Annotated in this window: 20 protein-coding genes; 15 read left to right on the forward strand and 5 right to left on the reverse strand. The window is 60.2% G+C overall.

Annotated features, from left to right (window positions below; genetic code table 11):
• Position 1 precedes the first annotated feature (1 nt).
• The 4 genes from ACZM96_RS02540 to lepB all read right to left on the reverse strand — a co-directional run bounded on the left by ACZM96_RS02540 (position 2) and on the right by lepB (position 3,792).
• Positions 2–2,104: an LTA synthase family protein gene (locus ACZM96_RS02540; RefSeq protein ID WP_489487129.1), complete on the reverse strand. Its 2,103-nt coding sequence runs from the start codon at positions 2,102–2,104 to the stop codon at positions 2–4.
• Between the two features lie 50 nt (positions 2,105–2,154).
• On the reverse strand, positions 2,155–2,361 hold the full coding sequence (locus ACZM96_RS02545; RefSeq protein WP_489487131.1) for a dual CXXC motif small (seleno)protein: 207 nt from the start codon (positions 2,359–2,361) through the stop codon (positions 2,155–2,157).
• Between the two features lie 69 nt (positions 2,362–2,430).
• Positions 2,431–3,036, reverse strand: coding sequence for a recombination mediator RecR (gene recR / locus ACZM96_RS02550; RefSeq protein ID WP_346665821.1), 606 nt, complete (start codon positions 3,034–3,036; stop codon positions 2,431–2,433).
• Positions 3,037–3,210: 174 nt separating this feature from the next.
• Complete coding sequence (lepB, locus tag ACZM96_RS02555; protein ID WP_489487133.1) at positions 3,211–3,792, reverse strand: signal peptidase I; 582 nt, start codon at positions 3,790–3,792, stop codon at positions 3,211–3,213.
• A gap of 255 nt (positions 3,793–4,047) precedes the next feature.
• Here lepB and ACZM96_RS02560 point away from each other — a divergent pair, with 255 nt between their 5' ends.
• The 4 genes from ACZM96_RS02560 to ACZM96_RS02575 all read left to right on the forward strand — a co-directional run bounded on the left by ACZM96_RS02560 (position 4,048) and on the right by ACZM96_RS02575 (position 9,136).
• Positions 4,048–5,952 carry an oxidoreductase gene (locus ACZM96_RS02560; RefSeq protein WP_489487134.1) on the forward strand — a complete coding sequence of 635 codons (1,905 nt, stop codon included), beginning with the start codon at positions 4,048–4,050 and terminating at the stop codon, positions 5,950–5,952.
• Between the two features lie 16 nt (positions 5,953–5,968).
• Positions 5,969–6,829 (forward strand): amidohydrolase family protein, encoded by an 861-nt coding sequence (locus ACZM96_RS02565; RefSeq protein ID WP_489487136.1) that lies wholly within the window; start codon positions 5,969–5,971, stop codon positions 6,827–6,829.
• Between the two features lie 9 nt (positions 6,830–6,838).
• Positions 6,839–8,212: an MmgE/PrpD family protein gene (locus tag ACZM96_RS02570; RefSeq protein ID WP_489487138.1), complete on the forward strand. Its 1,374-nt coding sequence runs from the start codon at positions 6,839–6,841 to the stop codon at positions 8,210–8,212.
• Positions 8,213–8,317: 105 nt separating this feature from the next.
• Positions 8,318–9,136: a nitroreductase family protein gene (locus ACZM96_RS02575; RefSeq protein WP_489487140.1), complete on the forward strand. Its 819-nt coding sequence runs from the start codon at positions 8,318–8,320 to the stop codon at positions 9,134–9,136.
• Between the two features lie 76 nt (positions 9,137–9,212).
• Here the strand turns inward: ACZM96_RS02575 and ACZM96_RS02580 are convergent, their stop codons facing one another.
• Positions 9,213–10,574, reverse strand: coding sequence for a sigma-54 interaction domain-containing protein (locus ACZM96_RS02580; protein WP_489487142.1), 1,362 nt, complete (start codon positions 10,572–10,574; stop codon positions 9,213–9,215).
• 608 nt (positions 10,575–11,182) lie between these two features.
• Between ACZM96_RS02580 and ACZM96_RS02585 the strand changes: the two genes are divergently transcribed.
• The 11 genes from ACZM96_RS02585 to dapA form a co-directional block, all read left to right on the forward strand.
• The gene (locus tag ACZM96_RS02585) at positions 11,183–11,908 is read left to right on the forward strand and encodes an amidohydrolase family protein (protein ID WP_489487144.1); all 726 of its coding nucleotides are present in this window, start codon (positions 11,183–11,185) and stop codon (positions 11,906–11,908) included.
• 41 nt (positions 11,909–11,949) lie between these two features.
• A complete protein-coding gene (locus ACZM96_RS02590) occupies positions 11,950–12,825 on the forward strand; it encodes an amidohydrolase family protein (protein WP_489487145.1) in 876 nt (291 codons plus the stop codon).
• A 75-nt stretch (positions 12,826–12,900) separates the two neighbouring features.
• Positions 12,901–13,590 (forward strand): flavodoxin family protein, encoded by a 690-nt coding sequence (locus ACZM96_RS02595; protein ID WP_489487147.1) that lies wholly within the window; start codon positions 12,901–12,903, stop codon positions 13,588–13,590.
• Positions 13,587–14,078, forward strand: a complete 492-nt coding sequence (locus ACZM96_RS02600) for a TRAP transporter small permease (RefSeq protein ID WP_489487149.1) — start codon at positions 13,587–13,589, stop codon at positions 14,076–14,078. The genes ACZM96_RS02595 and ACZM96_RS02600 overlap by 4 nt, the downstream gene beginning before the upstream one ends.
• Positions 14,079–14,088: 10 nt before the next feature.
• Entirely contained in the window at positions 14,089–15,363 is a 1,275-nt protein-coding gene (locus tag ACZM96_RS02605; RefSeq protein WP_489487151.1) for a TRAP transporter large permease, read from the forward strand.
• Positions 15,364–15,385: 22 nt separating this feature from the next.
• Complete coding sequence (locus ACZM96_RS02610) at positions 15,386–16,393, forward strand: TRAP transporter substrate-binding protein (RefSeq protein ID WP_489487152.1); 1,008 nt, start codon at positions 15,386–15,388, stop codon at positions 16,391–16,393.
• 167 nt (positions 16,394–16,560) lie between these two features.
• The gene (gene argJ, locus ACZM96_RS02615) at positions 16,561–17,769 is read left to right on the forward strand and encodes a bifunctional glutamate N-acetyltransferase/amino-acid acetyltransferase ArgJ (protein WP_489487153.1); all 1,209 of its coding nucleotides are present in this window, start codon (positions 16,561–16,563) and stop codon (positions 17,767–17,769) included.
• A gap of 13 nt (positions 17,770–17,782) precedes the next feature.
• Positions 17,783–18,073 carry a DUF503 domain-containing protein gene (locus ACZM96_RS02620; protein ID WP_294445729.1) on the forward strand — a complete coding sequence of 97 codons (291 nt, stop codon included), beginning with the start codon at positions 17,783–17,785 and terminating at the stop codon, positions 18,071–18,073.
• Positions 18,063–19,064, forward strand: a complete 1,002-nt coding sequence (locus tag ACZM96_RS02625) for a DHH family phosphoesterase (protein WP_489487155.1) — start codon at positions 18,063–18,065, stop codon at positions 19,062–19,064. Before ACZM96_RS02620 ends, ACZM96_RS02625 begins: the two co-directional genes overlap by 11 nt.
• A 44-nt stretch (positions 19,065–19,108) precedes the next feature.
• Entirely contained in the window at positions 19,109–19,945 is an 837-nt protein-coding gene (gene dapF, locus ACZM96_RS02630) for a diaminopimelate epimerase (protein ID WP_489487156.1), read from the forward strand.
• Positions 19,946–20,009: 64 nt separating this feature from the next.
• Positions 20,010–20,687 (forward strand): 4-hydroxy-tetrahydrodipicolinate synthase (gene dapA / locus ACZM96_RS02635; protein ID WP_489487157.1); only part of this gene is annotated, 678 nt, incomplete at its 3' end.

Consider the following 20,687-nt stretch of genomic DNA (forward strand, 5'->3'; position numbering starts at 1 on the left):
CTTATTTTCCCGCGTCCTTTGCCGCAGCGCGCGCGGCCGCAATGCGATCCTTGCCGTTGTTGTGCAGGAGGTACTGCGACGTGTAGTAGAAATCCATGAGCTTCTGCCGCATGGACGCCGCCCTTTCCGGCTCCTCGGCCCGCAGATCGCGGGCGTTGTTGTCGGGCGTGCGCTCGTCCAGACGGTACAGGGCGTCGCCCTTCGGACGCACGGCGTACACGTAGCCGTCTTCCAGCAGGTAGTGAACGCTGTCGGTATCGCTGATGAAGGCCACGGCGTCGGCGTCGTTGGCGGGGTCGAAGAGATTGCGGCCCAGCGTGTTGGTGTAGAAGTCCAGACCGGCCAGCGCCGCCATGGAAGGCAGAACGTCCGGCTGAATGTGCGGAGCCGGATTCACGCCCGGCTTCACCTGACCGCCCGGCGCGTAGATGAGCAGCGGAATGTGCCACGCCTGCAGGTTGCACGCTCGCACGGCGGGCGTGATGTTGGTGGAATTGTTGTTCAGGCCGTGATCGCCGATGATGACGAACACGGTGTCGTTGAACCACGGCTGCTTCGAGGCCTTGTCGAAGAAGCGGCGCAGGGCGTGATCGGAAAGGTGCAGGGAACGGAATTCCTCGGCGCTTTCGTAGCCGTACCAGGCCAGAGCCTCGGGCGAGGGATCGGGCGGAGACACGTAGCCTTCGTTGTCGTCGGGAATGGTGTAGGGCCGGTGGAACGACGCCGACTGAATCACGGAAATGAAGGGCTTGCGGCTGCCGGAGAGCACGTCCACGGCTTCGCGGAACATGGCGATGTCGGACACGCCCCACACGTCGGTGTTGGGGGCCTCCCAGGCCGATTCCTCCAGAAGATGCAGGTCTTCCACGTTGTGCTGAAGCATGCCGCGGATGTTGGCCCAGTTGGCGTTTCCGCCTATCATGTAATACTTTTCGTAGCCCGCGAATTCATTGAGCACCGAAGACTGATCCACCAGCTTGGGATTGCGCGACGTGGTGCCGCCGGAATGGTTCACGTCCGGCACGCCGCTGATGGTGGTGAACACGGCGCGGGCCGTGGTGCGGGTGGGCGAGTAGAAGTTGGGATAGTAGAGGCTCTTCGGCGCCAGTTCCCTGAGGAACGGCGTGGGATCAATGTCCGGGCCGAGGGAGGCGGGCATGGAAGGCGCAAGGGAGGTGCGCTCCCAGCACAGGGACTCCATGATGAGAATCACGATGTTGGGGCGCTTTTCCATGGCTCTGCCGGGGAAATGCCGCACGTAGGTGAGCGGCTCCGAGCCTTCGGGAACGCGCAGGTACGCGGCCATGCGGGGCCAGGCCTCGCGGGTGGCCTCGATGTTCGGCGGAAGCGCCTTGCCGTAGTTGCGGGTATCGTAAAGGTTCTGGATGGGATTCACGGCCAGAATGGCGATGTTCTTGTCCGAACTGAAATAGGCGTTGCTCCAGCGCAGGGGGAAGAGGTTGGAGCTGATCTGCCCGTAGCCCACGATGAAGAGCATGACGAGCGAGGCCGTGGTGATGAAGGCGCGCCACTTGCGGGTGCAGCCTTCCCCGCCCTTTTTCGGACGGATGGGGAACGCCGCGTGGGAGCGCAGAAAACGCGCAAACAGCCACACGTAGAGCGCCTCCGCCACGGCGAAGGCCGCAACGATGAGCGGCACGGGATAGCTCTGCCACACCATGCGCACGGATTCCGAGGGGTCTTCCAGAAAGACCTTCGCGCCCATGTCGATGTGCTGATGCAGATAGAAGAAGAAGCCGAAGTCGAACACATAGACGAGCATGGCTCCGGCGGCCATCAGTCCGGTGACGAGGCAGAGCGCCTTCCGGGCAAACGACGCGCCCTCGCGCGAAACGGCGCGCTCAAGACGCGGCCAGAGCAGGCAGAAGGCCAGAGGCAGCGCCATGAACACCGCCATGCGCGCGTCGAACTTGAGGCCTATGTAGAGAGCTTCGGGAATGTGCCCGCGTTCGGTGATGTCGGGCAGAAGAAAGTAAAGAAGCGCCAGTCGGGCGGCAAAGAACAGCGCCGTGTTGACGAGAACGAACAGCGCGATGTCCACAAGCGGCTGAAATGCCGCAAACGAAGAACGGCGAGAGCTCATAGTTGCTCCTTGGGCGGAAGACCGCCGGAGGGGCGTCTCCCGTAGAGAGGCTACACGCGGTCGGCGTACAGCCGTTCGAGGAATTCTTCCATCACGTCGTCCATCTGGCTGATGAACTGCTTGAGCGGAAAGGTGCGGCGGCAGGCGGAACACTGCATGTACGCCTCATGACAGGTGCGGCGGATGTCAAGCGGCTTTCCGCACTCGGGGCAGGTCAGCGTGGTTCTCGCCTCGCGGGGGGCAAAATAAAAGGCCATGACATCTCCATGACGTTGACATTCGTGTGAGGCCGGGAAGCGCCCGGCAAACGCGCGGCCCTGCGGCCGCTACAGAGCCTGACGGTAGCGCAGCGACTGGCGCAGCGTTTCCCTGTCCATGTATTTGACCTCGGCGCCCAGCGGAATGCCCTGGGCAAGCCGCGTGACGCGCACTTCGGGAAAGCGCGCGCTCACCTGTTCCTTCACGAAGGTGGCCGTGGCTTCGGCTTCGGCCGTGGCTCCGAGGGCAAGAATGAGCTCCTTCACCCGGCCTTCGGCAAGGCGGGCGCGCAGACGGTCCATTTCCAGCGTCTCCGCGGGGCTGTGATCGAGCGGCGCAAGAAGGCCGCCGAGAATCATGTAGTAGCCCTTGTAGAAGTTGCCCTCTTCCATGGTGAGCATACTGTCCCACTCGGCCACAAGGCAGAGCTGGGTTTCGTCGCGCTCGGGATCGGCGCAGATGGGGCACGGATCGGAATCGGAAAGGCCGCCGCAGCGGCTGCACAGATGAAGCGTGTCGCGCAGCTCGTACACGCTTTTGCCCAGCCGGCGCACTTCGGCTTCGGGCCACTTGAGCAGAGTCATGGCGGCGCGCATGGCGGACTTGGGCCCGAGCCCGGGCAGGCGGGCGAGCTGGTCCACGAGATTTTTCAGAGGTTCGGGAATTCGCTGCACGAAAGCATCCTTCCGAAGGTTGACATTGCACGACCGGCAACGGGCAGCCTGAGCGGCCGCGCGGCCGACGCGCCGGAGCGTTCAGGGGCGAGAGCCCTGTTCAGAAAAAACAACGGCTCTCCCGAAGCGGCGCGTTCCGGGAGAGTCGCCCCGAAGGGGAAATGGTTCGACCCGCTATTCGACAAGATGGCCGAGGCGGCCGAGACGCGGCGTATGGGTGTCGCCGTCCCACGACCAGTAGATGCGCCAGGCCTTGCCGTGAATGTAGGAGCGCGGCACGCAGCCCCAGGCGCGGGAATCCTCGGAATTGTCGCGGTTGTCGCCCATGACGAAGTAGGAATCCGGGGGAACGGTCATGGGACCGACGTTGTCGAGTCTGCCGATCACGTTGGGGTAGAGCTGCTGAATGTAGTCTTCCTTCACGGGCTCGCCGTTGCGGTAGAACTGCTTGTTGCGCATTTCAATGACGTCGCCGGGAAGCCCCACCACGCGCTTGATGTAGTCGGTGCTGGGGTCGCGGGGATACTTGAACACGATGATGTCGCCTATCTGCGGATCCGCTCCGCGGAACAGGTATTTGTCGGTAAAGGGAATCTTCACGCCGTACACGAACTTGTTGACGAGAACGTAGTCGCCGATCTGCACGGTCTGCAGCATGGAGCCGGAAGGAATGGTGTACGCCTGAAGAAAAAAGGTTCGGATGACAAGAGCCAGCACCACTGCCGTCAGCAGCGCTTCGCCGTAGTCGCGAAACATGGAACTGCCTTTCTTTCCAGAGTTTTCAGACATGGGTGTCACAAGGGCGCAAGGCCGGGTTGAAGGTCTGGGGGCGTTCGCAAAGAACGAGCGGAGATTAGCACGGCGGGAAAGCTCGCGCAAGAAGGCTCTTTCCTTCCCGGTACGAAAAAAAATTTCGGCATCACGGCATGGACCTCCTTTTTCCGTCTGTTTTGGCACGAAAAATGCATCGGAAAACATATCTTTTCCGACACCCCTTACCAAGGATCACCCATGACAGACATGTTCTCTCCTCTCAGCATAGGCAATCTCACGCTGAAGAATCGCTTTCTGATGGCCCCCATGGAAAACGGCATGGCCCACAAGGGAGGCAAGGTGAGTGAGCGGCTCATCAACTTCTTCAAGGAACGCGCCCGCAAGGAAGTCGCACTCATCGTCACGGGTTCCATCGCCGTTTCGCCCGAAGGCGCCGGCCTGCCCTCCCAGCTCGGCATCTATTCCGACGACTTTCTTCCCGGTCTCTCCGAACTGTGCAAGGCCGTCCACGACGCCGGCGGCCGCATCGGCGCGCAGCTCTATCATGCGGGCAGGCAGGCCACCGAGGCGGTGACCGGACTCACTCCCATAGCGCCCTCCGCCATGCCCTGCGCCGCAGTGAACAGCCACCCCCGCGCCATGACTGTGCAGGACATGGACGACATGGTGCGCAAGTTCACCGACGGAGCACGCCGCGCCATTGAAGCGGGCTTCGACCTTGTGGAGGTACACTTTGCCCACGGCTACCTGCTGCACAGCTTTCTCTCTCCCCACAGCAACAAGAGAACCGACGAATTCGGCGGCTCCCTGGAAAACCGCTGCCGCTTCCCCATGCGCGTGCTCAACGCCGTGCTGCATGAAGTGGCGGGACGCGTGCCGGTAAGCATCCGCATTTCCGCCGATGAATTTCTCGACGACGGCCTGCACTTTGATGAAGTGCGCAGCATCTGCCGCATGGCGCAGGACGCCGGCATCAGCGCCGTGGGCATCTCTGCAGGCAGCTATGACGCCCTGCCCTACAGCATTCAGCCCATGTTCATTCCGCAGGGCTTTCTCGTGCCCTACGCCGAAACGCTGAAAAAAGAACTTTCCGTACCCGTCATCGTGGCGGGACGTCTGAACAGCGCCGAACTCGTCAAGGACATTCTGACCACGGGCAAGGCCGACGCCGTGGCCATCGGCCGCGGACTGCTGGCCGACGAGGATTTCGTGCTGAAAATGAAAAGCGGCCGCTGGGAGGACATTCGCTACTGCGTGGCGTGCAACCAGGGCTGCGCAGACGGCATCATGTCCGGCAATTCTGCGGAATGTCTGGTCAATCCCCGATGCTCTTTTGAAGAAGAAAGAACGGTGGAACCGAGCCCCGATCCCGGCCGCGTCGTCATCATTGGCGGCGGTCCCGCCGGCATGGAGTGCGCCAGAGTAGCCGCCATGCGCGGACATATCGTCATTCTCTGCGACGCAAAGCCCGAACCCGGCGGCAAGCTCGACATCGTCGCCGCACCTCCGGAAAAGGAATCGTTCCTGCTCTTCGAGCGCTACCTGCGCACCCAGCTGAAAGAGCTGAGCGTCACGCAGATTTCCGGTACCGTCACCTCGCCGGACGACATCCGCGCTCATCATCCCGATCATGTCGTTCTCGCCACCGGAGCCAGACAGACACTTCCCCCCATACCCGGCGTGGACAAGCCCATCGTCGTCATGGCCGAAGACGTGCTCTCCGGCGCCGTGGAAACCGGTCACAAGGTGGTCATCATAGGCGGCGGACTTGTGGGCGTGGAAACGGCCCACTTCCTCGGCGTCCGCAACAGGAGCGTCACGATTCTGGAAATGGCCAACGAGATCGCCCGCGGCTGCGGCGGCACCTTCCTGGCCCATATTCACAGCAATCTTCAGCACTTCGGCGTAACCGTCCATACCGGAGCCGCCGTCCAGTCCATTACGGATGAAGGCGTCATGTGCAACGGCAGCCTGATTCCGGCCGACACCGTGGTCATTGCCGCGGGCTACCGCTCCGACACCTCCCTGCTCGAACCCCTCAAGCAGGCTTTCGGCCAAGTGCATGTCATCGGGGACGCACTCGCTCCCCGCAAGATTCAGGACGCCACGCGCGAGGGCTTCCTCTGCGCCTGTTCCCTCTAACCATTGGAGAATTATCATGATCATCGATTTTCGCGTACGTCCGCCCTACGAAGGCAATCTTTCCCTCGGCATTTTCGGCAGCTGCTGGACCCCGCCCGCCGATCCTGCGGAAGAGATGTTCACCACCGCCGGAAGAGATCCCATTCCTTCGGCCGACCAGCATTCCGTGCCGCTGCTTCTCCAGGAACTTGAAGAAGCGGGCGTGGCGGCCTCCGTGCTCATGGGCCGCGTGAGCGAAGTGGGAACCTCCCATTCCTCCACCACCAACGACGACGCACTGCGTCTGAGCCGCGAACATCCCGGCAAGTTCTTCCCCTTCGTGGCGCTGGAACCCCGCTCCCCCCACGTCATGGAAGAACTGGAACTCCGCCGCAGTCAGGGCTTTGTCGGCGCCTGCATCGATCCGAGCTTCAGCAATCCTCCGCTGTACGCGGATGATCCGCTCATCGATCCCATCTACGAGTACTGCCAGGATCACGGCATGATCATGTCCATCATGCAGAGCGGCCTCTACGTCAAGGACCTCACCTACACCCATCCCATCCACGTGCAGCATGTGGCGCAAAAGTTCCCGCGCCTCAAAATCGTTGTCCCCCATGCCTGCTGGCCCTATCTGCAGCTCATGGCCGGCGTGGCCATGATGCACACCAACATCTGGCTCATTCCCGACTGCTACGCCTACATTCCCGGCATGTTCGGCGTGAACGACTTCGTCAACACCGCCAACACTCTGCTGCGTCACCGGGTGCTCTTCGCCAGCTCCTATCCCGTCCGCGGCATCGCCCAGAGCATAAGGCTGTGGAAAGACCTTCCCTTCACCCCCGAGGCCCTTCAGCTCACCATGCACGACAATGCGGCCCGTCTGCTCGGGCTCTGAGGAACGGCCATGGACGCCATCAAGGAAATCGCGTCATTCGTCCGCGGAGCATCCTTCGACGATCTTCCCGACGCGGTCGTGAAGCACGACAAGGAACTCATCCTGGATACGCTCGCCTGCGGTCTGGCGGGATCCGCAGCTCCCGGCTGCCGGGAACTCGCCCGCTGGGCCATCGATACCGGCGGCTCGCCGCAGGCCTCGCTGCTGGTGTTCGGAGGCAAGGTGCCCGCCATCCATGCAGGCATGGTCAACGCCACGCTTTTTCAGGCGCTGGACTTCGACGACACGCACGACAAGGCCATTGCCCATACCCACTGCACCTGCCTTGCCGCCGCCCTCGCCGTTGCGGAATACGCCGGAAACATCGACGGCAGGCACCTGCTTGCGGCCGTGACTCTCGGTGCGGAAGTCATGGGGCGCATAGGCCGGAGCATACACGCTTCTCTGCGCTTCAACCGCACGGGAACACTGGCCTATTTCGGCGCCGTCACCGCGGCGGGAAAACTCATGGAACTCTCGGAAGACGAACTTGTCGCCGCCTACGGCATCGCCTTTGCCCAGACGGGGTCAACGCTGCAGTCCAATATCGACGGCGCACTCGTCAAGCGCATGCATCCCGGCTTTGCCGTGCGCAGCGGCATTACGGCCTGTCAGCTCGCCCGGCTCGGCATCACCGGCCCCATCAACGTGCTGGAAGGCCCCTACGGCTATATGTCTCTCTATGAAAACGGCAACTACAGCCGGGTGGAAATGCTGCGCGGCCTGGGAACCGAATGGGACATGCTGAATATCGGCCTCAAGCCCTATCCCTGCGCCCGCGACGCCGCCGGCGCGCTGGAGGCGGGCATTATGCTCCATGAGCAGGGCGTGGATTTCCGCCATGTCCGGTCCGCGGAAATAGCCATGCCCGAAGTGGCCTGGCGCGTATCCGGCAAGCCCTACGACGCCATAACGGGCAACCCCGTGGTGGAAAGCATTCTGAGCGGTGCCTGGTGCGGAGCCCTCGGTCTGGTCAAGGGAACGGCCATGCTCGAAGACTTTACCGAAAAGGGCGTGCAGAACCCCGAAGTCCGGCAGGTGGCCCGCAGCATATCGCTGCGAACCGACGACGGCGCTCCGGCCGCCTCCATGGTACCCGTCACCATGACCGTCACCATGACCGACGGCACCACGCGTTCCGCCGTGTGCCGGGAATTGAAAGGCTCCTCGAACAAACCCATGACGCTGGAGGAAATGGAGCATAAGCTGTCGATGTGCGCGAAATCCTCCATCCGCCCGATTTCCGAAGAGCGGCTCCGGGAACTCGCTCATGCCGTCAGGACTCTGGAAGATCGGGGAAATGCCGCCGATCTCATTCGCCTCATGACGCCCGAAGAAGTCTGATCAGTCCCGGTCCGCCGGTTTTTGCGCGGTCGTGGGAAGCCTCCTTCCCACGGCCGCCTTGCCGGCGCCGAACCCTCTGCCGACACCCATCTCAACGGAGGCCTCATGGAACAGCCCGCTCCCTTTCTCACCGTCGATCAGGAACGCTGCACAGGTTGCGGCCTTTGCGAAAAGGTCTGCCGCCGCTTCATCTTTGAAAAATCCCCGGAAAACGGCAAAAGCACCATTCGTCAGGACAAGGTTTCGCTCTGCATGCACTGCGGCCAGTGCCTGGCCATATGCCCCGCCTTCGCCATACGGCTGGACGGCGCAACCGCCAAAGATCTGCCAGAAGATCACGGCCCCTCCGTCGATCCTGAACAGCTTTCCGCCCTCATGAAGCGCAGACGCTCCACAGGCTGCTTTTCCCCCAGACAGCCTGAGCGGTCGCTTCTTCTGGATGCCGTGGCGGACGCGGCCTACGCACCGTCGGCCTCCAATCTGCGCAGCGTGCGGTGGAAGATCATCGACAGCCCGCAGCAGCTTGAAAGCATCAGGCAGGAGCTGCTCCCCTATTACCGCGACGGCAGCACCGAAAAGGTGCGCAGCCATTACGTGAACGCCGAAGAGGGCCGCGACAGCCTGCTGCGCGGCGCCCCCTGCGTGATTCTGGCCATGGCTCCCGCCGAAGCTCCGTGGGGATGCACCGACTGCGCCGCCGCCGTCAGCTATCTGGAACTTGCCCTGCTTGCCCGGGGTATCGGCTCGTGCTGGGCCGGAAGCATCGTGCAGGTAGCCCGCAGCCGCCCGCTGGCCTCCCTCGGACTGCCCGAAGGCCATGTGCTGCACGGCGCACTCATGGCCGGATATCCGGCCGTACACTGGCGCCGCCTGCCGCTGCGCAGCCCCGGCCATGTACTGTTCAACGAAGACGCTTCCCTGTAATTCCGGCGGCCCCTGCGGCCGCCTTTTTTACAGCCCCATCTGAATGAAGTTCTTCTTTTCCCCGCCCTCTGGAGCATCATAAATAAGCCCGTATTTTTTTGAGCTTGCGCAGCACCGTGGTCTGATCGCAGCCCAGCACCTGCGCAGCCTTGCGGCTGGAGGGATACTTCAGCATCGTTTCCGCAAGCAGCTTTTTTTCACAAGCCTCCGTGGCCTCCTTGAGGGTCATGATCTCGCCCTCCCCCTTTTTCTGAAGAGCGTCGGTAATGTACTGCGGCACGAACTGCGGCCCTATGATGGCAAAAGGACACAAGGCCACGGCATGTTCCACCGTGTTTTCCAGCTCGCGCACGTTGCCGGGCCAGGAGTAGGCATGGAATATCCGCTGCACGGCCTTGGAAAACTGCTTCTTCGTCTCGTACTTCTTGTTGAACTGCCCGAGAAAATGACGCGCGAGAGGCATGATATCCTGGTAGCGTTCCCGCAGCGGGGGTATGATGAGCTTGATGACGTTCAGCCGGTAGTACAAATCCTCTCTGAACTTCCCAGCAGCCACCATCTCTTCCACGGGCTGGTTGGTCGCCGTGATGAAGCGCACGTCAAGGTTGATCATCTTCTTGCCGCCCACCCTCAGTATCTGCCGGTTCTGAATGCATCGCAGCAGCTTCACCTGTACGGCAAGCGGCATATCGCCCACTTCGTCGAGAAATATGGTGCCGTGATTGGCCATTTCAAACAGCCCCATCTTGGATGACGTGGCATTGGTGAACGCGCCTTTCTCATAACCGAACAGCTCGGATTCTATGAGGTTTTCGGGAATGGTCGCGCAGTTGATGACCACATAGGGCTGATCGGCCCTGCGGCTGAACTTGTGCAGCCGGTAGGCTATGCCGTCCTTGCCCACGCCCGATTCTCCGCGAATCATGACCGTGGCGTCGCTCCTTCCCAGCCGCTCAAGCGACTCCATGATAGCGCGCATCTGACTGCTCACCGCGATGAAGGGTTCCTTCAGCTTTTCCTCTATGTGTATGGGCGAAGAGCTCTCCTCCTCTGCATTGTCCTCCCGGTCTCCGCTGATGTCGCCCACAATGCGGCTTATGCCGACAACACGCCATAACTTACCGTTTTCCTTAAAAAAAGGATAACAGACAATCGATACTTTCTTTCCTATTTTAGTCACGCACTCGGCCTTGCTTATGGCCCGGGTGCGCAGGGTTTCCGGAAGACTCTGCCCGCTGGCAAGACCTGTTTCCACCAGCTCCGTGGAATTGTGTCCCAGAAGGGCGGCAGGATCGACTCCGTACTGCTCCCTGACTCCCCGGCTGGCATACAGGATCTGCCCATCCCCGGAATTGATCCACACGCCGACATTCTGATCGTCGGCCAGTATTTTCAGCATTTCCATATTTCGGGCCATAAAATCTTCCATGAGGTCCATATTGCCGCTCCTTCCCTGACGGGCTTTTTCATTTTGAGGCTTTTTTGCATCACATCTTTTGCGGAGTTAACTTGAATTTTTTATATAATATATTGAAATATAATATATTTTTTTAAAAATGGAGTTTTTCTTTTTGAGGCTTTTTTACTGATGAAAAATGGCACAAATAACGTACTATCATATTTTATATTATATTATCAAACAATTATCATAATACTCCGTACATCAAAATTGATGCATTACTACCTCATCTTGGCTATTTCGGCAAGTTTTTTCGCTTTTTTTCTCCCTCCGCTTCGCTCCCAAATTCCTCTTCCCTCGCGTGAATCCTCACCCCATGCATTTTTTTTCACGCTTACGGCACACTTTCGATATGGCATACTTCTTGCATACTCAAAAATATAACATCATCTTAACCTTTCCACCCTAAACGTATTTCCCTTCCAACATGTCAATATCGGGATACCATTATGATTATTGATTTCAGAGTAAGACCACCTATTCCAAGCTATCTTGAATCCGGTGCTTTTGAAGTCTGGAAAAATCCACATTCTCCTTACCGCAATCAATGGGAAGGTAGAATAAAAACTCCGTCCATGAACGGAGATATGGATGCATTTGTCCGTGAAATGGAAGAAGCCGGCATTGACATCAGCGTCATTATCGGACGTATGACAAAGGTTCAGGACAAGGGAAGAGGCAACGTAACGGCCGATGATCTTGATGCCATCATCAAGAAGTACCCCGGTAAATTCGTGGGCATGCCCGCCGTGGATCCTCTGGATCCCGATGCCATGGAACAGATAGAGCGTGCTGCCGACATGGGCATGGCCGGCATATGCATAGAGCCCTTCTGGAGCTCCGAGCACATGTTCCTCAACGACAGCCGGCTCTTCCCGCTCTACAAAAAAATAGAATCCCTCGGGATGCTCTTCACCACCACGCTGAACTTCAACTGTGGCGACAGCACGAAGTGGAACTCCCCCTATCATGTGGAACAGATAGCCATGGCCTGCCCCGACATGCCCCTGCTCATCACGCATGCCTGCTGGCCCCGTCTCACCGAACTCATGGCCATAGCCGTGCGCTACCCCAACGTCTATCTGATTCCCGACTGCTACTTCTACTTCCCCTTCATCGACACCGCCAAGGAACAGCGCATCATGTACAACCACATGCTGCAGAACCAGGTGCTGTTCGGCAGTTCCTATCCCATCCGCGGCTTCAAGCAGTCCGTGGAGCTTTCCCTGGAACAGGGGCAGTGGCTCCCCGAACCCAGGGAAAAATTCTTCTGGAAAAACGGCGCCAGACTTCTTCATCTGGACATCGCCTGATCTCCCCTATTCCACAGATTTCATCCGCAAGGAGCACAAGCATGATCATCGACTTCCGCATTCGTCCTCCGTTCAAGAGCTTCCGGGAAACCGGTCTGTTCAAGACCTGGAACAATCCGCCGAGCTCCGGCGCCTTTGCCCTCATGGCCGAAGGCCGCGAACCCGTCATTTCTGCGAAGACCGGTGACTACGGTCAGTTCATGGCCGAACTCGACGAGGCCGGCATCGATCTCGGCGTCATCGTCGGCCGCTTCACCAAGACCGATTCCGTCGGCTCCGGCAACGTCACCCCCGAAGAAATTCTGGACTTCATGAATCTGTATCCGGGCCGCTTCATGGGCATGCCCGCCCTTGATCCCACTGCCCCCGACGCACTTTCGCAGATCCGCCGCATGAAGAGCCTCGGCATGAAGGGCATCTGCGTCGAACCTTTCTGGCTCGACAAGTGCTACCGTGTCAACGATCCCTGCCTCATGGACTTCTACCGTGCCGTCGAAGCCGAAAATCTCACCCTGGTCATTACCCTGAACTGGCTCTGCGGCAACGACACGAGCTGGAACGAACCCAAGGACATCGAAGACATCGCCATCGCCTGCCCGAACCTGAACATCGTGGTTCCGCATTCCTGCTATCCCAAGCTGGTGGAATTCATGGCCATCATGGTTCGCTACCCCAACATCTACTCGCTGCCGGACAGCTATTTCTACTTTCCCTTCATAAATACGGTGGACGATCAGATCCTCATGTATAACCATATGCTGCAGGATCAGGTGCTCTTCGCGAGCTCCTACCCCATCCGCGGCGTGGGTCAGGCCCTCAGAGAGTCGCTGGACCGTCCGTGGATGCCCGTTCCCAAGGAGAAGTTCCTCTGGAAGAACGCAGCCAAACTCCTCGGCATCGATACCGCTTCCGCATAGTACCGGGAGGGCCCGGAATTCCGGGTCCTCGCCCCGCCGGCATCGACGCCCAACCGCAACCGTCCAGAGGCATCTATGAAGGTCATTGCATTTAACGGCAGTCCACGAAAAAACTTCAATACCGCAACACTTCTCAGGCACGCCCTGGAAGGCGCCGCAGAGGCGAAAGCGGAAACCTCTCTTGTTCATCTGTACGACATGTCATTCAGCGGATGCCGCAGCTGTCTGGCCTGCAAGAGCCGGAACCGGCCGAGCACCGGCCTGTGCGTTCTGCGCGACGCCGCAACTCCCTACCTCGAAGAAGCTCTGAACGCCGACGTCATTTTGCTCGGCAGTCCCATCTACTTCTACACCGAATCCTCTTCCATGAGAGCTTTCATGGAACGTCTGCTCTTTCCCGTCACCCGTTACGAGAAAGAACGTTCTCTCCTGAAGAGAACCATCCGAACCGCACTGTTCTACACCATGAACATCACCGAAGCGGAAATAGCCAAGCGCAATCCTCCGTTTCCAGAAAACTTCTCTCTCTCCGTCATCGAACAGTCGGCTTTCTTCATGAAGCGCGTTTTCGGTCACTGCGAAACGCTTCTCTGCACCGATACCATGCAGGTTCAGGACTACAGCAAGTTCTATATGGACATCTATGACGGCGCGGCCAAAAAGCAGCGGCACGACGAGGTGTTTCCCCTCGACTGCCAACGCGCCAGAGAGCTCGGACGCCGTCTTGCCTCCGCTTCCGACCTGCAAGACAAGGAGTCTTCATGAACAAGCTTCTGCAATGTCTGGACACCGTCATCAATCGTATTGGCGCCTGTGTTCTGATCATGCTCATCATCATTTCCTTTCTCCAGGTCGTGTTCCGCTATTGCTTCAACAATGCGCTGAGCTGGCCTGAAGAAGTATGCCGCTACCTTTTCATCGCTCTCGCCTATGCCGGAGCGGCGCTCACCATGCGCAGCAACGGTCATCTGCGCGTGGATGTGGCCCTCAGCTTCTCCGGTCCGACGATGAAAAAAATCTTCAACATCATCACGCACGCATGCTCTCTCTTCTACTGCATTGCCTGTACCTACCTCTCCTATGACATGATGCTCGAAGTCAAGGGCATGGAGCAGCATGCCTCCAGCATCGACATGGAGGTATGGATCACCTGGATACCCATTCCGGTAGGATTCGTTCTCATGGCCTTCTACGCGGCTATTCTGCTGGTAAAGACCATCATGAACAAACCCGTCACCGGTGGAACGGAATAAAGGAGCATCTATGGATCCCGTTCTCGTCACCATGTTCTGGGTACTCATCGTCGGGCTTGCGCTCACCCTGCACATAGGCACCGCCATAGGTCTCTCCGTTCTTGCCGCCATCTTTGTGGGAGATCTGCCCTACGCGCTCTTCACCCAGAAACTGTACACCACGTTCGATTCCTTCCCCCTGCTGGCCCTGCCGTTCTTCATCTGTGCCGGTGACATCATGCAGCGCGGCTCCATGGCCGGTTCGCTGCTCAAGCTGGCCAAAACCCTTGTAGGCCATATTACCGGCGGTCTTTCCCTGGTCTCGGTTCTGGCCTGCGCGTTCTACGGTTCGCTCTGCGGTTCCCCGCCCGCCACTACGGCGGCCATCGGCGGCATCATGATTCCCGCCATGCAGAAGGAAGGCTACCCCCGCACCTTCTCCACCGCCGTCAACACTGCCTCGGGCACGCTCGGCGCCCTCATTCCGCCCAGCACCGTGCTCATCATCTACGGCGCCACCGCGGGCGTATCCATCGGCGACCTGTTCATCGCCGTCATTCCCACGGGCATTCTCACCATGCTGGTCTTCATGGGCGCGAGCATGTTCATCGCCGCCCGCAAAGGCTACGGACTCAAGACACTGCGCGCCGGTGCCAGGGAACGCCTCGCCGCCGTATGGGAAGCCAAATGGGCCCTCATGGTTCCCGTCATCGTGCTCGGCGGCATCTATACCGGCATCACCACCCCCACCGAAGCCGGCGTGGTCGCCGTGGTGTACGCCCTGTTTGCCGAAACCTTCATTACCAAAACCATGACCTGGAAGAAGTTTCAGGAGATCCTTTTCTCCACGGTCAAGACCACAGGCATGATGTTCTTCGTCATCACGGCCGCGGGCGCCCTGGGCATCATTCTGGTGTACTTCAACGCCGACGCCGTGGTTGCCGATCTCCTGAACGGCATCACCACCAACAAGCACGTGCTCATGTTCCTGGTCGTGACGCTGCTCATCATCCTGGGCACGTTCATGGAATCCGTGGCCATCGTGCTCATCATGACCCCCATTCTGCTGCCCATGATGGTGCAGGTAGGCATGGATCCCATTCAGTTCGGTGTGCTCATCGCCTACGGCGTGGTTCTCGGCAACATCACTCCTCCCGTGGGCATGAATCTCTATGTAGGCTGCGCCATAGGCGACATTTCCTTCGCCCAGCTCAGCAAGGCCATACTGCCCTACATTATCTCCATGGTTGCCGTGTACTACATTATAGCCTATGTTCCCTGGCTTTCCCTCTGCCTCGTCAGATAACCCAGACGCAAAGGAGTTCTTCATGAACAAACTGTTCCGCATCTCCTGCCTGTGCCTTCTCGCCGCCCTTATCGGCACTTCTCCCGCCCAGGCCGCTCCCATACCCGTCAAGATCACCACGCACGCCACCACTTCCATGGCCATCTGCCGTTCCCTGGAAACCATGAAGAAATACGTGGAAGAAAAAACCAACGGCAAGTACCGCATCGACATCTACGATCAGTTCAAGCTCGGTACCATGGAAAGCGCCTATCAGGGCATGCAGCTCGGCATGGTGCACTTCCTCGTGGAAGGGCCTTCCAACCTGAGCAACTTCATGCCCATCTTCTCCATGTTCGACCTCGGCTACATTTTCCCGGATGCCGACACCGCCGATGAAGTGCTGAGCGGCCCCGTGGGCAAGAAAATTCTGGCCGCCGCGGCCAACAAGGCCGTGACTCCCCTTACCTTCATCCGCTACAGCAACCGCAACATCTACCTCAACAAGCCCGTGCACAGCCTTGCCGACCTCAAGGGCGTGAAGGTGCGCGCCTCTTCCTCCCCCGTGCACATCGCCGTGCTCAAGGCCATGGGCCTCAACCCCACCCCGATGCCCGGCTCCGAAGTCTATACCGGCCTTCAGCAGGGCGTGATCGACGGCGTGGACGTCGATATCACCTATCTCGTCAAGGGCAAGTGGGACGAAGTGTGCAAGTCCGTGGTATTCACCCAGCAGACCTATCTGCCCCAGGTCATCTACACTTCCACCAGATGGTGGAACAAACTGCCCGAAGCCGACAGAGCCATCTTCCAGGAAGCCCTCGACCTCTACGTGCAGGAACAGCGCAAGAACATTCTTGAAGACGAAGCCGAGTGCATGCAGGCCATCAAGGACAAGAACCTCAGCGTGTACACTCCCACTCCCGAAGAGCTGGCCACCCTCAAGAAGAATACGTCCGAAATCTACAAGGAATTCCCCAAGATCGACGTCAATCTGCTGAATGAACTCAAGGCCGAAGCCGCACGCGTGGCCGCCGCAAAGAACAAGTAGCATTTCTCCGCACTCTCTGAAGGAGCCGGCGCCCCCGGGCAGCGGCTCCTTCCTGTTTTAACCGCCCGGCTTCCGGCATCTTCTTCTCCGGTCCCCGCTCACCTTGCACCTGCCCGGCAAGTGTGGCAGATTGGAAAGGCATTTTCCAAAGGAACGGAGAACTTTCCATGATCCAGATACCTCAGGGCTTCCGCCTCGCCGCGGCCAATGCCGATTTCCGGGGCAAGCATCTCGACCGCAATGATCTTTCCCTCGCCTTCAGCGACGTGCCCGCCACCGCCGCAGGCGTGTTCACCACCAATCTTTTCCGGGCCGCCCCCGTGCTCGTTTCGCAGGAAAACATCAAGAATTCCGACGAAAAGGGCGTGCGCGGCGTGCTGTTCAACTCCGGCCAGGCCAACGCCTGCACCGGCGAGCAGGGGCGGGAAAACTGCCTGCGCACCCTCGACATGGTGAGCGCCGCCCTGCGCGAAGCGGGCGAAAACGTTTCCGCCGACGAACTGCTTCCCGCCTCCACCGGCGTGATCGGCGCCCAGATGCTCATGGACAAGTGGGCCGCCGCCGTGCCCGCCCTCGTGGCCTCGCTCGGCAAGGTGGACATCGAGGGCCTCGCCCGCGCCATGATGACCACCGACGCCTACCCCAAAATGTCCGGACGCGAGCTTTCCCTTTCCGGTGGCACGGTGCGTCTCGCCGGCGTGGCCAAGGGCGCAGGCATGATCTGCCCGAACATGGCCACCATGCTCTCCCTCGTGATGTGCGACGCTTCCGTGGAGCCCGAAGTCTGGCGCGCCATGTTCCGCCGCGCCGCGGACGCCACCTTCAACCGCGTGAGCGTCGACGGCGACACCTCCACCAACGATTCTCTCTACGGCCTGGCCAACGGCGCTTCCGGCGTGACCGTGACCGAAGATGAACTGCCGCTTCTGGAAAGCGCCCTCACCGAAGTGCTCGGCGAGCTCGCCTACATGCTCGTGAAGGACGGCGAAGGCGCCACCAAGGTCATGCACATTCACGTGACCGGCGCCGCCTGCGACGCGGACGCCGAAAAGGTGGCCCGCACCGTGGGTCATTCCCAGCTCGTGAAGACGGCCATGTTCGGCCGCGATCCCAACTGGGGCCGCATCGTGGCCGCGGCCGGCCGCGCGGGTGTGGATTTCGATCCCATGGCGCTGCGCGTCACGCTGTGCGGCGTGGAACTGTTCCGCAACGGACGCCCCACCGATCTGGACTTCGACGCCCTGCTCGAAGAACCGCTCAAGAAGGTTGATCTGCCGCTCGACATCGTGCTCGGCGACGGCAAGGGCGAAGCCCGTCTGCTCGCCTCCGACCTTTCCCACGGCTACGTTTCCCTCAACTCCGACTATCGCTCCTGACAAGGCGCACGGCATGGTCATAGGCGTTCTCACCGTGGAATACGCCCTGCACGGCAACGACTCCCTCAAGGGCAAGCGCCGTGTGGCGAACAGCCTCAAGCAGAAGGTGCGCAACACCTTCAACGTGGCCATCGCCGAAGCCGGAACCGAAGAATCGCTGGTCAGGCTCCGGCTTCAGGTCGTATCGGTAAGCAACAGCGAAAGGCACATGCAGTCACGCATGGACAAGTGCCTGCTCATGATGGAAGCCGTGTGCGAAGAAGAAATGGTCTACAGCGACCTTGAGTTTTTCTATGACGACTGAAACCACTCCCGTTCCCGAAGAAGTGCTTTCCGCTCTCCGGAAGCACAAGCGCGTGCTCATCGCCGCGCATGCGCATCCCGACCCCGACGCCATGGGATCAAGTCTCGCCATGGCCTGGGCGCTGCGAGCCATCGGTCTGGAAGCGCTCGTGTTCAACGAAGACGGCATGGCTCCCTGCCTGAAGTTCCTCACTCTGCCCGGCCCGGTGCTCTCCAGCCTGGACAAGCTGCCCTGCGAGCCCGACCTCGTGGTCTGCCTCGACTGCGGCGACAGGGCCAGACTCGGCGAGACCATTCAGCCTCTGCTCGACCGCGTGCCCACCGTGAACATCGACCATCACCTGGCCAATCCGCGCTTCGGCACCGAAGCCAACTGGGTGGATCCCGACATGGCCGCCACGGGCGAAATGGTGGCCCACATCGCCAAGGCGCTGCGCGTGACGCTGAACGGCGCCATCGCCGAAGCGCTGTACGTGGCCATTTCCGCCGACACCGGCAACTTCAGCTACGGCAACACCACGCCCGGAGCCCTGCGCCTCGTGGCCGAAATGGTGGAACAGGGCCTCAAGCTCTCGCATCTGCGCGAGTGCATGGAAAACAACTGGACCGAATCCCGCCTGCGCCTGTGGGGACGCGCCATGCAGAACGCGCGCATTCTCGAAGACGGGCGTCTTGCCGCGGCGCTCATCACGCTTGAGGATCTGCGCGAATGCAACGCCAGCCGCGAAGACTCGGAAGGCATTGTGGAACAGCTGCGCCGCCTCTCCGGCGTGCGCGTGGCCCTCATGCTGCGCGAAGAGGAAAAGAACGGCAAGGTGGAAACAAAGGCCAGCCTCCGCTCCTCGGGCCAGGACAACGTGCGGGACGTGGCCGCCCAGTTCGGCGGCGGCGGTCACCGCAACGCCGCCGGAGCCACGCTTCCGCTCACGGCGGAAAAGGCGCTCACCGTCATGCAACCCTATATCCGGTTCGTGTGGAACCGGCTTCAGTAAAAAACTCTCAGGGCCGCACGCGCGGCCCTTTCCGGACAACTGCCATGAAAGACATACGCTTCCATAAAATGCACGGCTGCGGCAACGACTTCATTTTCATCGACAACAGAGAAGCGGGCGTGAGCGTTCCGCAGATGGCCTCGTGGGCCGTCATTCTGTGCAACCGCAAGACGGGCATAGGCGCAGACGGCCTGCTCTTCCTCGACAAGACCCCCGCAGACCGCGAAGGCGACTTCATCTGGCACTTCTACAACGCCGACGGCTCCCGCGCCGAAATGTGCGGCAACGCCTCGCGCTGCGCCTCGTGGCTGGCCGTGGATCTCGGTCTTGCGGGCCGCAAGCAGTGCTTCGGCACCGACGCAGGCCTCATCCACGCCGAGGTGGACGTGGAAAACCGCCGCGCCCGCGTGGAACTCACCCACCCCGAAGGCATGGTGCTGCACACTCCCCTCGAAGCCGACGGCAAGACCTGGGACGTCAATTTCGTGAACACCGGCGTGCCGCACGCCGTCATCGTGTGCGAAGACTGCGACAAGGTCGATGTGGACCGCCTCGGCCGCATCTTCCGCTATCATGAGCACTTCGCGCCCAAGGGCACCAATGTGAACTTCATCACCGTCACCGGCAGGGACGCCATTCACGTGCGCACCTACGAACGCGGCGTGGAAGGCGAAACCCTGGCCTGCGGCACCGGCGCGGCGGCTTCCACTTGTATCGCTCATGCACTTGGGTTGACGGACGCCTGCGTCAATGTCACTACTTCAGGTAAGGAGCTCTTGGGCATTGAACTTGCGGGAGATTCGGTCTTTCTGTCCGGCGCCGTGGCCCGCGTCTTCACGGGCGCCCTTGATCCCAGCATGTTCAGCCTGTTGAAATTCTGACCGTCCGGGGCCCAGTCGTCTGGAAATCTTTCTTCATCCAAATTTATCCCGCTCGGAGAAAAACATGTTTCACGGTACGATAACTGCTCTGCTTACCCCGTTCAAGAATGGCACCATCGACGAAGAGGCCTACCGCGCCCACATTGAATGGCAGATTGAACAGGGCGTGAACGGCGTGGTGCCCTGCGGCACCACCGGCGAATCCGCCACCATGACCCATGCCGAACATGAATCCGCCATCCGCATCTGCGTGGATCAGGTGAAGGGCCGCGTGCCGGTCATCGCCGGCGCAGGCTCCAATAATACGGTGGAGGCCATCAGCCTCACCCGCTTCGCCAAAAAGGCCGGCGCCGACGCCGCCCTGCTCATCTCCCCCTACTACAACAAGCCCACGCAGGAAGGCATCTTCCAGCACTTCAAGGCCATCAACGACGAAGTGGCCCTGCCCATGTTCGTGTACAACGTGCCCGGCCGCACCGGCTCCAACGTGCTGCCCGCCACCCAGGCCCGCATGGCCCGCGAACTTGAGCACGTCATCGGCTGCAAGGAAGCCACCGCCAACCTGGTGCAGATCTCCAACATCCTCGAACAGTGCCCGGCCGACTACATTCTGCTCTCCGGCGACGACTTCACCGTGCTGCCCACCTACGCCGTGGGCGGCAAGGGCGTGATTTCCGTGACGGCCAACGTGCTGCCCGACATGATGTCCGCCCTCACCGCGGCATGCGAACGCGGCGACTAC

Source organism: Mailhella sp., assembly GCF_057866825.1.